General features: G+C 60.7%; 3 protein-coding genes. 1 reads left to right on the top strand and 2 read right to left on the bottom strand.

Going from position 1 to position 14202, the window contains the following annotated elements; translation table 11 throughout:
- Window positions 1-231 precede the first annotated feature (231 nt).
- Window positions 232-1245 (top strand): cupin-like domain-containing protein, encoded by a 1014-nt coding sequence (locus ACMX25_RS27055; protein WP_414953080.1) that lies wholly within the window; start codon window positions 232-234, stop codon window positions 1243-1245.
- A 152-nt stretch (window positions 1246-1397) separates the two neighbouring features.
- Here ACMX25_RS27055 and ACMX25_RS27050 read toward each other — a convergent pair whose 3' ends face one another.
- Window positions 1398-3725 (bottom strand): condensation domain-containing protein, encoded by a 2328-nt coding sequence (locus tag ACMX25_RS27050; protein WP_414953079.1) that lies wholly within the window; start codon window positions 3723-3725, stop codon window positions 1398-1400.
- Between the two features lie 4 nt (window positions 3726-3729).
- On the bottom strand, window positions 3730-13617 hold the full coding sequence (locus ACMX25_RS27045; RefSeq protein ID WP_414953078.1) for an amino acid adenylation domain-containing protein: 9888 nt from the start codon (window positions 13615-13617) through the stop codon (window positions 3730-3732).
- Between the last annotated feature and the right edge of the window lie 585 nt (window positions 13618-14202).

Raw genomic sequence — 14202 nt, 5'->3', positions numbered from 1 at the left:
TCCAGTATTCTTGTGACTGTTTAATCTCGCCTGCATTGAAATGTCAAATACAACAGCATTTTTTTCATTACGTATTGAAAGGTTATAATCTGCCGGCACGATTTTCCGGTGAAATCGCATTAATCCCGCCAGTCTAAATAGATGCGCATTTTCATGTTCGACAACGCACATGCGGATAAATGGCGCGGTAGTAATCTTTAAATAAGGTCCTTAAACCTACGAAGGTGCGTCATGTATGCGCATAGCGATGGTTCTGTGTTGGCTAATACGTCAGGCCAATTGCTTACAGACGACAGCTTTCTACAAGCTTGTCGAAAGGATTTTAAAAGTAATTTTAATCTGCGTCCATTCAAATTCAATCACACGTTGCATCGAAGTGGTTTATTCGAGATCCCTAGGATCATTGAAATCTCTCGAAGAATGATCGAGAGCAAAGGCGACTATTCTGCCCTCGATTTCCGGCACGGCTCTATAGGCACGAAGTTCGGTGACAGCTATGTAGATGCAAAACTGAGCGGCATGTCCCCGAGCGAACAACTTGATGAGACGTTTTCTCATCTTGGCGACAACGGCACATGGATCAAGCTGGTGCGGGTGCAGAGTTACGACCCCGAGTATGCTCACGTCCTGGATGTCATTACATCCGAGCTTGAAAGTCTGTCTGATTTTCCGCTGCGCAAGGACATGTCCTGGGTAACCATGACACTGATACTTTCCTCGCCGAATATTTCAACGCCTTTCCATATTGATCACGAATCCAATTTCCTTTTCCAGGTGCAGGGATCAAAGGACGTCTGTTTATTCCCTCCAGCAGATCGCGAGTTGGTGCCGGATCAGGAAATCGAAAATTACTATAGCGGCAATTTCGATGCTGCGCATTATCGCCAGGAAATGCAAAGTCGCGGTACTGTCTTTCGGCTTAACCCCGGTGAAGTGGTGCATCAACCAACATTAGCGCCGCACTGGGTAAAAAATGACAACAATATCTCGGTGAGTATAAGCATCAATTACTGCATGAAGTCTATCGAGAAAATTGCAAGGATTTATCAAGCCAATTATTTTCTGCGCAAGATGGGCTTAGCGCCTTTGCCGCCAGGTCTTTCACCATTGCGCGACAGTTTGAAGTGGAGACTCATCTCGACACTGGAACACCGCCATCCAATGACCTTCTCGGATGTCGTCCACGCGCCGGTGACCAGATTGAAATTACCGCTGAATGCGGTCCGGCGGCTTGTCAGGCGATAACCGGACTTGCGAGAGGTCCCGTTACCATTACCCTGTCTTTGGCAAACGAAGCGATCTCGCGCATCAGCATGCCGCCTTGAAATGAATCCCGGCGTGCAACTAACAAAGCTTGCACGCCGGGACCCGTCCACCTACGTCACACCTACGCAACTCTAAGCCCTCGCATGGCTCAGGGATGCGGTCGAAACCTCCTGCTCGCCGACATCGGCTTCAACGCTCTCCGCCTGGGCTTCCTCAAGACGCACACGCAGTTGCTTGCCGATAACAGCGGTACCGGCCGGGCGGAACATCTGGTCATGCAAGCCCGGAACCGGCGTGACGACCAGCTTGCCTATTACCACCGATTTCCAACCCAGCTCGTCGGCGAACAGACGACCCTTGAGCACTTGAGCACTACGGAAGATCTGAATATCGCCGTCATAGACCGCCGGACAGTATCGCGTCTGCTGATCCAGCAGATATTCGATGTACCAGCGATTCTCAGCTATCAAATGCTCTGACACATTACCTTTGATCAGGCCGAGCTTAAGCGCAAATTTCGCGATGCCAAGCAAACGAAGGATTCGATAATGATTAAGGAACGCGACCATCGAGGTTTCGCCCCGCATGGCTTTGCGGAAGTCGCGTGGAATGTTGTCGGCACGCACCTGCAGCTTGCGCAACTGCTTGTCGTACCAAGGCATCGCCTCGCGATACCCAGGGCACCATGAGTCGTTGAGCACAACGAGTTCGACCGTCTCACCCTCGCGCCGCAGCTGATGGGCCGCCTCCACGCACATCGTGCCGAGCACACAGAGCCCCATGAGGATGTACGGGCCGTGCGGCTGGGCCAGCCTGATCAGCCGCACGGCATCCGCGGCGATATCCTGGAAGGCGCGCTGCGGAAAATCGCGCGGTTCCCCTTCAGGAATCATCGGGATGTCGATGATGGGCCGATTGCCGACTTGCTGAGCCAGTTCATAGAGAACGGCCGTGTTGTTGAGCATGATGATGGGCGTTCCGGGCGCATCCTCGTTATATCGCACGATATTGCGCGCTTTCGCCTCCAGCTCAGCTTGGCTCATGAAGCCGCTGAGACCGACGCCTCCCCCGACCGTCAGCGTCTCTTTCCCGATAGCGGGCGCCACTGGCTGTTTCGCTTCAATGTCGACTGTTTCCAGTACGTCGCGCCACTTGGCGAGATACCCGTCGACCGTCTCGACATCGTAGAGGTCCGTGTCGCCTTCACACGAGATGCGCCAGCCTTCCGGGCGCCGCACCATGAAGAAACTCAGGTCGTAGAGCGCGCCCGCGTTGAAGGAGGGTGAAGTCGTCGCAGTGAAATCTCCGCGGCGAACTTCATCGCCGAGACCGACGAAGCTTTGCTGCAGGGCGAAATTCACCGAGCACAGCGGCGGGCGATCCACGTCGGACACTTCGCCCGCCATCGTCATCATCTCTTCGAACGGCAAGTGCAGATGTTCGATGGCATCGCTCAGCTTGGCACCGCACTGCGCGGTGACGGAGGCAAGCGTGCTGTTTTGAGGAACATCGAGACGAAGGATCACCGTGTTGATCAGCGGTCCGACCACGCCTTCGAGTTCCTGCTGATCGCGCACCGACATCTGTGTGCCCATCGCAACATTGGTTTGGCCGACGGCCGGTTGCAGTGCCATCGCGAGGCCGGCAGCGGCCACGCTGAACGGGGTCACGCCTTGCGCCTTGGCCGCCGCAATCAGGCGGTCGCTCAGCGCGCTCGGCAACAGGATGGAGCGAATGGCGCCCTGGAAGCGCCGCTGCTGCGGCCGGGGACGATCGCCGGGAACATCGAAGCGGCTGAAGTCCTGAAGCTCCTTGCGCCAATGCGCGCGAGCGCCATCGAGCGCACCGCTCGCCTGGAACTCTTCCTTCCACAACGCGTAATCGCCATGGTGAAGATCAACCTCGGGGAATTCGGGATCGTGGCCGGCGTGTAACGCGGCAAGTCCTTCCACGAGTTCGCGCACGATGATCGCGAAGGACCAGCCATCCATGACAAGCGAATGGAAGGTCAGCTGCAATTCACCTTGCGTCACCGACTTGGGCAACCACACGGCCCGGAAGAACGACGGCGACGACAAGTCAAAGGGCGTGCGGGCCTGCTGTCCGCCGATACGCTCGGCTTCGGCAGTGCTGGCCTTTTCTTCCAGACCGGTGAGGTCGGCTACGTCAAGCCGGAACGGCACACGGCTCCAGACCTGCTGACGCAGACCCGCACCCGTCACCACGAAACCGGTACGCAATATTTCGTGGCGGGCTACCAGTTCGCCAAGCACCTGTTCGATGCTCTCGGCTTTCAGCGGCCCCGACAATTGCAGCCGGAAGGCAATGTTGAGCGCGGAGGCCTGCGGCGACGCCTTCTGCTCATTCCAGAACCGTACCTGGCAGGCGCTCGCCGGAAACAGCGCGTAGCCGGCTTCGATCTCAACAGCAGGGGCGATACTCAAGGCTATCGCGTTCATGACTTTAGACTCCCTCTGCGTGTCTGCGCTTGAAGTTGAGAATCGATGGCCTTGCCACGGCATTAGCTTCCATCAACTCGGTCGTCTGCGTGCTGTCGATGCTCGCGGCCAACTGGGCGATCGAAACGTTCTTCATCAGTTGACGGGCATCCACACCCAGTCCGCGTTCGTTCATTCGTGCAACGATGCGGAACAGCTGGAGGCTGTCAGCGCCGAGGCTGAAGAACGGCTGGTCGACGCCTACTTGCTGGAGGCCGAGCACTTCGCCCCAGATTGCTGCAATGGTCGCCTGCGTCGGCGTCATGGCTGCTGGCTGGGCCGGCGCGGCCGGCACTTCGATCAACGTAGCAGCCGATTCTGCCGATGCGGGGACCGGCGGGACCACCTTGAGCGCCGCATGCTGCTGGCGTGCAGGCGTAGCCACCATATCCGCTGTCGGCACTTGCAGAGCCTTGCGGTCGAGCTTGCCGTTGGCGGTCTGCGGCAACGCGTCGAGCGTCATCCACAGACTCGGCACCATATACGCGGGCAACTGTTCGGCAATATGCGCCGCGATCGTTGCCAGGTCCGTCTTGTCAGCCGCTTCAACGATGTAACCCACGAGGCGAGGACTGTCGTTGACGGTATGCAAGGCAACAGCAGCCGCTGCAACACCGGGCGCCTTGCGCAACGCCGCCTCGATATCCTCAATCTCGATGCGGAAGCCGCGCAGCTTGATCTGCTGGTCGCGACGGCCGAGGTGCAGGAGCGAACCATCGGCAAGCCGCTTGGCAAGATCGCCCGTGCGGTACAGCCGACGCGGTGCAGCGCCTTCGATAGCAACCTGCTTAAAGGCGGCATCGGTGAGATCGGGGCGGTTGAAATAACCCTTTGCCAGGCCTTCGCCACCAATCCACAGTTCGCCGGTGACGCCTTCCGGTGCCAGATGCAGGTCATCGGTCAGCACATGCAGGTCGGTATTGGCAAGCGGAGCGCCGAGCACGACAGCCCCATTCGCAACAACACGCGAAGCGGACGACCAGATCGTTGTTTCGGTCGGGCCATACAGGTTCCACACTTCAGCGCCGGTCGCCAGCAGCTTGTCGGCGAGGTCGCGCGGCAACGGCTCACCGCCGCACAGGATCTTGAAGCCCTTCGGCACCTTGAAGCCGGCCTCGAGCAACATGCTCCAGAGCGATGGCGTCGCTTGCAGAACCGTTGCGCCTTCGTCCTTCAGCCGCGTGACAAGTTCGTAGCCGGTGCGCACTTCCGTATGGCCTGCGATGAACGTCTGGCCACCCACGATCAGCGGTAGGAACAGTTCCAGACCGGAGATATCGAAGGAGAACGTGGTGACCGCGACAATGCGATCCCGTGCATCAAAGCCCGGTGCTTGCGCCATCGACAACAAGAAGTTGCTCAGTGCACGATGGCCAATCTCCACGCCCTTGGGCTTGCCAGTCGAACCGGACGTGAAGATCACGTACGCTGAATCCTTGTCCGACACGACCGGCAGCGTCACGTCTTCGTCGTCGCTCTCCGTTTCAGCAAGCAGCGCTTCCAGTTCCAGCACGCGATGTTCACCCGCTTCCAGCACTGTGCGGCTTCCAGCATCGCTGAGGATGGCGGCAATGCCGGCACCATCGAGGATCTGGCTCAGACGCGCTGGCGGCATCGTCATATCGAGCGGTACGTAGGCGCAACCGGCACGCCACACGCCAATCATCGCCGCCACGGTCATGGCCGTGCGGTCCATCGCGATGGCGATACGTCCGCGCGGTGCGATCCCTGCCGCTACGATCCGGCGGGCGATCTGGTTGGCGCGTGCATCGAGTTCAACATAGGCCAGGGCTTCCGTTTCGTCCGATACAGCCGTCGTATCGGGAGTGTGGCGGGCCTGCGCCGCGATCATCGCCGGCGTTGTCTGCGACAGATCGAAATCACGCTGCGTCGCATTCAGTTCGTCGCGAAGATGCTGAACCTCGCTTTCGTCCATCAGAGGCAGTGCCGCGATAGCCGTTTCCGGATTCTGCGCGATGGCTGCAAGCATGGTTTCGTAGTAGCCGAGCCAGCGCTGCACGGTCGATTCGTCGTAGACGTCGGTGTTGTAATCGCAATCCATGCGAAGACCTTCCACCGACTCGATGACATTCAGGAACAGATCGAAGTTGCTGAAGGCCTTCGCGTTCGGCGTGAAGTGCGTTGCGACGCCTGCCATGTCGAGCTGTTCGTCGACCTTCTCGAGGTTGAATTGCAGTTCGGTCAGCGGCAGCCGGTTGAAGTCGCGCTTGATACCCAGGTCACGCACGAGTGCGCCGTAGGTGTAGTTCTGGCGATCACTTGCGTCGAACACGTGGTCCCGCACGGCTTTCATGTGCGCGGCGAAAGGCTTCTCGCGGTCGAACTTGACGCGCAACGGCAGGAAGTTGACGCAGTGCCCGACCAGCAGCGCATCGCCCGCCAGGGACTGGCCTGCCATCGGGGCGGCGATCACGACATCGTCATTCCCGGAAAGGCGGCCAAACAGCACCTGGGCGGCACCCAGCAAGGTGGCGAACAGTGAGCAGCCTTGCTTCGATGAAGCGGTCTTCACCTGCTTGAGAAGCGGCGCGCCAATATGGCGTGTGGTCGAGTTGCCGCGGAAGCTCTTCACCTCGGGGCGCGGGCGGTCGCCCGGCAGATCCAGCTGCGGAGCGGGGTCGCGATGCAGGTTCAGCCAGAAGTCGCGCGTTTCTGCGTCGATACCCGCTTCATCCTGTGCCTTGGCGAAAGCGAGGAAGCTCTGCACTTCGTCGAGTTCAGCCTTGCTGCCCGAAATCTCGGCCGCGTAGAGGGCGCCCAGATCGCGCAGCACGATGTTGATCGACCAGCCGTCGCAGATGATGTGATGGGCGGTAAATACGAACGCCCACTTCTGCGCTTCCATACGGACCAGCGCAGCGCTGACCAGCGGAGCACGCGTCAGGTCGAAGACTTCGCGCGCTTCGGCATCGATGAAGGTCTTCAGTTCGCCGGCTGCGTCGGCATGGCCGGACAGGTCGAATTTTTCCAGCGGAACCGTGGTCGACGCGTCGGCGAACATCTTGTCGCCGGAGCGCGAGAACCGGGCGCGCAACGCATCATGGCGAGCAACCGTTGCGGCAAAAGCGCGTTCGAAAGCGGCCTCGTTGAAGTGACCCGTCAGTTCGAGGGTGAAGGACTCATTGAACACGAGCGATGCTTCGTTTCCCAGTTGAGCCGACATCCAGATTTCCTTCTGCGGCTCGGTGAGCGGAGACTCGGTGAGCGGCTTCGGTTCTGCCAGTGCAGGAATCGACGCTTCCTTGTTGCCGCCAAGAATGCCGACGGCCTGGAGCGCGTCGATACTTGCAATGAACGCATCGCCGATCTTGCGGATGTCTTCATCCGAGTGGCTGGTCGTCAGGAAGCAAGGGAAGCCTTCCATGATGTGGATGCCGAGGTAGCGCATGTACGGATAGAACAGGCTGCCCAAGCGGTCTTCGCCCGCGAAGCTGACGTAGAACCAGCTCGAGAACGTTTCTGCCCGCGCGGCAATGCCGACTTTTTCCAGATGCCCGTTGATGCGCTGCACGAGGCCGTCCATGCGCACGCCCAACGTCTCCTGAAGTGCGGGGCCTGCTTCCTTGAGGTGCAGGAGGACGGCTTTCATCGCGGCCAGCACGACGGGGTGGCGCACGAAAGTACCGGCAAAGAAGGTCGGCGGGACTTCGGGAACCGACGCGTCGCCGAATTGCCACTGGCCGCCGTCGAGCGCATCCATGTACTGCGAGCTGCCGGCGAGGACGCCGACGGGCAAGCCGCCGCCAACCACCTTGCCGTAGGTCGCCATGTCGCCCTTGATGCCCCAGTAGCCTTGCATGCCGGCTTGATGGACGCGGAAGCCAGTCACGACCTCATCGACGATCAGCGCTGACTCGTTGGCCGCGGTGACATCGCGCAACTGCTGCACGAATTCCTTCGGGCGCAGATTGGGATGGCGCGATTGCACCGGCTCGATCAGGACAGCGGCGATATCATCAATATTGGCCTTGATCCACTCCAGGCTTTCTGACCGTGCGTACGGCAGCACGACCATGTTGCCGACCGAGTTCTTCGGGATGCCAGGCGCGAGCGGGAAAGCACGCGGGACGCCCGCTTCGCTGCCCGGCTTGACCAGGACTTCGTCGAACTGGCCGTGATAGTCGCCATCGAAGCAGACGACCTTGTCCTTGCCGGTCACGGTGCGCGCCAGGCGCATGGCTGCCATCACGGCTTCCGAACCGGTGTTGCAGAACGTGACGCGCTGATGGCCGGTCATATCGGCGAACATCTGGGCGACTTCACCCGCGAGCGGGGACTGCGGTCCGATAGCAAAACCTTCCGCCATCTGCTTGTTGACTGCATCAACCACGAAATCCGGTGTATGGCCAAACGCGGTCTGGCCGTAACCATTGACCACATCGACATATTCATTGCCGTCGATGTCCCAGATCTTCGAACCCTTGGAACGCTCGGCGACGATCGGATAAACGAGTTCCTTCCATTCCTCGGTGAAGCCGCTGGCGGTACGCGGATCGGCCAGCACAGCACGATACGATTGCGTACGCGACTTGGAGGCGGCGGTCTTCGCCGAGTAGCGAGCCGAGAGATCAGCGATGAACGACTTCTGGACATCGGTGGTCGCCGCCGAGGGCGTAGCGCCGGGCTTGTACGCTGTAAAGCGCGACGGACGGTTTTCGTCGAAATTGATCTGCGGTGCGGTGGACGCCACGGCTGCGGCAACCGGCTTCAACGCCACGCTCAGAGCCGGGGCCTGAACTGCCGCTGCATTCTGTTGAACTGCAACCGGCGCGCCGCTGAACATCTGCAGTTGACGCTCCATCAGGGATTGCATCGCAGCGAGCTGGTCGCGGATCACCGATTGCATGTCGCCCGTGGCCGGAGCGGCGGCCATCACCGTGGTCATGACCTGAGTGGCCACACCCGCAACGGCTACCGGCGCTGCTTCTGCAACGACAGGTGCCGCCACCGGTGCCGGGTCAGCCGGCAAGGCGCCATCGAGGAACGTAGCCAACGCGGGCAGCGTCGGATAGTCGCTCATGATCTGCCGGAAACTGATCGTGACGTCGTAGCGGCGGCGCAACTGGCGGGACACTTGTCCCATGAAGAGCGAGTCGTAACCAAGATCCCAGAAGGTCACGTCCGGGTTGGACGTATCCGGCGCTTCGCCGGACATCTCGGTGAGAAGGGCTGCCAGTTCGGCGATGAGGCGCGGGGTACGATCGATTTGGACGGCTTGTGTCATGGCGGTCTTGGGAGTGTCGGTTATAACGTCGGACGAAGCGGGCGCGGCAAGGGCCGCAGCGGCCGTGGTCGTGGGATTTGAAGAAACAGTTGCAGGAGCATCGATCCAATGCCGTTCCGGTTCGAACGGATAAGCCGGCAGCGAAATACGACGGGCGCCTTCGGCCTGGACGGTTTTCCAGTCGAGCGTGAGGCCATTCAGCCACAGCCGCCCGGTCGCCTCTGCCAGGACGGAAAGCTCCCGGTCGCGCAGGGCGAAATCAGGCAGGGAGGCAATCGCGCCCACATGCCGGTCCTTCGGCAATCCCTGCATGACAAAAGTCGACAGGGCCCGGCCTGGGCCGATTTCGAGGAACAGCGGCTTGCCTTCTGCCGTCACCGCGGTCAGCGCGTCGTTGAAGCGCACCACGTTGCGGCAATGACTGGCCCAGTAAAGCCCCTGCACCGGCTGATCCATTGACGCCCACTGCCCGGTCACAGAGGACACGTACGGGATCTTTGGCCGTGCGAAAGAAAGGCTGTCCGCAAGCTTGGCAAGCTCGTCCACGACGCCGGACATCATTCTCGAGTGGAAGGCATGCGACGTATGCAGACGCCGGTGTTCAACGTCGCTCGCCTTCAGCGTGGCTTCGAAAGCCTCGATGGCGGCGAACGGGCCCGCCACGACGCTCAGCGATGGCGCGTTGACTGCAGCCAGGTCGACATTGTCGGGAAGGATGGGCAGAAGATCGGCTTCCGACATGCGCACGACCAGCATCGCGCCCGGTTCGGCCGATTGCATGAGCGCACCGCGCCGGGCGATCAGGTACAGCGCATCTTCGAAAGAGATCGCTTCAGCCACGCAGGCTGCGACCAGTTCGCCAATGCTGTGGCCGAGCATGGCCGTCGGCTTGATGCCGCGCGAGATCCACAGTTGCGCCAGAGCATATTCGACCAGGAACAGCGCCGGTTGCGCGTAGAGCGTCGAACGGATCGGGTGCGGAGTATCGTCGCCTTCCGGGGCTTCGCTCAACAGCAGCGTGCGGATATCCAGGCCGACATGCGGCGCCAGCACGTCGGCGCCCTTGTCGATCCACTCGCGATACACCGGCTCGGTCCGATAAAGCGCTGCTCCCATTCCCGGGTACTGCGCACCCTGGCCGGGAAACATAAAGACCACCGCGGGCGCGGCCTGAGGAGCCTGAGCGTCAATGGCTCCCTTTTGAAGCTTCGCCTGGGCCTGATCGAGGCTATCGGCGATGACTACGGCGCGGTGGGTAAAGGAGCGGCGGCCCGTTTGCAGCGTCGCGGCCACATCGCCAAGCGAGAGGCCGGGATGGGCGGCCAGATGGCCGGCAAGATTGGCCTTCGCGCGTTCGAGCGCAGCCGGGCTTCTTGCTGAAAGCGGCAATATCTGCATCTGCTCCAACGGCGCCCCTTGCGATTCAGATGCAGCATCCGCACGGTAAGGCGCTTCTTCCAGCACCAGATGGACGTTCGTGCCGCCCACGCCGAAGGAGCTCACGCCGGCGCGACGCGGTGCCGGGCCATCGGCCCAGGGAGTCGCCGCCGCGTTGAAGAAGAACGGGCTGTTCGCCGAGTCGATGCCCGGATTCGGCGCATTGAAATGCAGGAGCGGCGGCAGGACACGGTCACGCAGGGCGAGCGACGCGGCGATAAAGCCCGTCACGCCGGCGGCCGCATCAAGGTGTCCAACGTTCGCTTTCGCCGAGCCGAGCGCACAGAACTGGCCGCCCTCGACGCCACCCAGGCGGAACGCCTGCACGAGGCCGGCGAATTCGATCGGGTCACCAAGCGGTGTCGCCGTACCGTGCGCTTCGATATAGCCAATCGAGGCCGGATCGACGCCGGCTTCGGCGTGCGCGATGGCAATGGCGCGGGCTTGCGCATCGACGCTCGGAGCCGTGAAACCGACCTTGTCCGAACCGTCGTTGTTGATGCCTACACCACGGATCACGGCATAGATCGGGTCCTTGTCGGCGATGGCGTCTTCAAGACGTTTCAGCAAGACGACGCCTGCGCCGCTGCCGAACACCGTACCGCTGGCGTTGGCATCGAACGGACGGCAAACGCCATCGGGCGCGCCCATTCCGCCTTCTTCGTAGAAGTAGCCGCGCTTCTGCGGGAACGTGACCGATACACCGCCAGCCAACGCCATGTCGCAGCGTCCCGAGCGAAGATTCTCCACTGCCAGGCTAATCGCCGTGAGCGAGGTCGAGCATGCCGTTTGCACCGACATGGCCGGGCCAGTGAGGCCGAGCTTGTAAGCGGTGCGGGTGGCGACGAAATCACCGGCGCCGACCAGCTTTTGATACTCGCCGATCTGGAACTGGCTCGTGAACTCGTCGATAACCCCACGATCCGACAGCACATGCTTGAGGAAGTAGGTATTCATCGAGGTGCCGGCGAACACGCCGACGGCGCCAGCGATCTTGGCCGGATCGTATCCGGCATCTTCGAACGCCTCCCACGCGATTTCGAGGAACAGGCGTTGTTGCGGATCGGTCAGCGCCGCTTCGCGCGCCAGCATTCCGAAGAAGCCGGCATCGAAGCGGTCGACATCAGCGAGGATCGGACGTGCCTTGACGTAACGCGCTTCGCGGCGAGCGCCGTCGTCGAAACTGTCTTCCAGTTCGGCCACATCGAAATGCGTGATGCAGTCGCGGCTCGCGAGGATGTTGGCCCAGAGTTCGGAGACATTGCGCGCGCCTGGAAAACGACCGGACATGCCGATGACGGCGATCGCTCCGCTATCCGTATTACGGCGGCGCTGGACGGACCCTTCCTTCGCTGTATCGAGGGTGCTGCGCAGATGCGTGACCAGCGCCTCGACGTTAGGATGGCGAAACAGATCCACAAGGGCGATCTTGGCGGCCACATCGCGCACGATGATGGCGTGCGCCCGCATCAGGTCCAGCGAACGCAGTCCAAGGTCAAAGAAATTCGACTGGCGATCGACCGGTTTGCCAAGGAGCTCTTCGAACACGGCCGCCAGCTTCCCGCCGATATCGTCGTCCATCGCTTCGGGTTCGGCTGCGGCCGCTTCCGGTGCAGGCGCAGCGAGTCCTGCAAGCAGGGCCTTGCGGTCGACCTTGCCATTCGGCGTCAACGGAAAGGCCGGCAGGACACGCAATTCCGTTGGCACCATGTAGTCAGGCAAAGCAGCCTTGAGATAAGCGCGTATCGCGTCCGGCGAGACAGCGGGGGTTATTGCATCGGCTTTCACAAAACCGGCGATGGCCTTGCCTCTGCGGCCTTCGAATGCTGCGACGGCCGCGTCGGCCACGCCGGGAGCCGCACGCAACGCATGTTCGATTTCATCGAGTTCGATACGCTTGCCGGCGATCTTGATCTGACGATCGTTGCGGCCCAGGAAATCGATGGCGCCGTCCGGACGCCGGCGGACCAGGTCACCGGTACGGTAGAGCTTGGTCCCGGGCGTAAACACGTTGTCGACGAACTTCTCTGCCGTCAGGTCGGGACGATTCAGGTAGCCGAGCGCCACGCCGTCACCGCCCACGACGAGCTCACCGACTTCGCCCTCGGCAACGGGAACAAGCTTGTCATCGACGATATAAACCGCCGTGCCCGCAATAGCGTCGCCAATAGGAATGGCATCGCCGTTCGCCAAAGCCTCGCCGTCGCGCGGAATGCGGTAGCAGCAGGAGAAGGTCGTGTTTTCGGTCGGGCCGTAGCCGTTGATCACTTGCAGGCCGGCATGGGCATCCATGACCTTGCGAACATGAACGGGTGAGAGCACGTCGCCGCCCGTCAGGACTTCTTTGAGCGGGACGAATGCTTCGAGCCGATAGTCGGCGAGCGCATTGAACAGGCCAGCCGTGAACCAGGCGCTCGTGACGCCGAGACGCGCAATTTCCGCGGCGACGATATCAAGCGAAGGCTGAACCTCGTTGATGATGGCGGCGCACCCGCCGTTCAGAAGGGGCCCCCAAATTTCCAGCGTGCTTGCATCGAAGGCGAGGGGAGCCAGGTTGAGGAACCGCGTATTCGGCGTCATCTCAGCGAAGCTCTGGCCCTGCACCAGGCGCAGGATCGCGCGATGCGGCACCACTACGCCCTTGGGTTTGCCGGTCGAACCCGAGGTGTACATGATGTACGCGGCGGCGTCGCCAGTGGCTGCGTGGAGCGGAGCGGCACAGGCCGTCACCGACGACGTCACGATGTCCGCCAGATCGACCACTGCGCCATCCAGATTGCCAACCTTGGCGAGCGCAGCAGCTTCCGCGATGATGAGCTTGGGCGAGCAATCGGCAACGATGAAATCGAGTTGCGCCCGGGGATAGGCCGGATCGAGCGGCACATAGACGGCGCCCAGCCGCAGGATCGCCAGGATCAACGCCAGCGTGTCGCGGCTGCGCGGAACCATGATTGCGCAGCGATCGCCTGTCGCCAGTCCCATGCCGCTCAGGACGGTTGCAAGACGGGCCGAACGTTCGCCGAGGGCGGCATAACTTTCTTCACCCGTCGAGTCGATCACAGCGAGATTATTGCGAAATGCCGCACATACGGCATCGAAGCGCATTGCCACGCCAGGTATTTCACCTGGGCCGTCCGGCAAATCGGCCGTAAACCCATCTCTGTTCGACATGTGCTGCTCTCCAATATTTTAGAATGTTGGCCCTGTACTGAGCTGCGTCCCCGACAAGCGCACAGCTAGCAAAATGACGGCGGCCGTTCACGGGAAAGCGCAAACAGTACAAAGCTGTGCGCGCCCGACCCGTTCCTCGAACGTGAAATTTGCCGTAAGTGAAAGTTAATCGCCTGTGACATAACTATCCGTTCGTCGTCGCACACACCAACGACGCAACAGCATTTCATCGCAACGAGTTCGCGCGTTAAAAGCGTGCCGGGTGCTTTTTACTCAATTATTAAAATGACGGGAGAGCGTAAGCACGCCTTATCCGGGGGTGCTCTGACGAGGAACGGAGTTAAATCGCGCTGGATTGCGCAAGCAGATGCATCAAGCCCCATGCTCCCGACTTGCCTGCCGAATTGGAAGCCGAGCTGACAGCAAAACGTAACGTTCGCTTAACTCGGGTTGACTTGAAGAATGGGTAGGTACTTACTTACCCTACATGAGCGATTGATTCGCGCGATTTACGTTCGGTGCTACGCATTAGCAACTGGATTTTGCCGATAAGCTGTATTCGAGCATTGCGGTGAGCGCCGAGCG

It is taken from the genome of Caballeronia eucalypticola (assembly GCF_047608185.1).
Lineage (GTDB): Bacteria > Pseudomonadota > Gammaproteobacteria > Burkholderiales > Burkholderiaceae > Caballeronia.
Note: the sequence above shows the minus strand (reverse complement) of the source record. Positions and strands in the feature narration are given on the sequence as shown.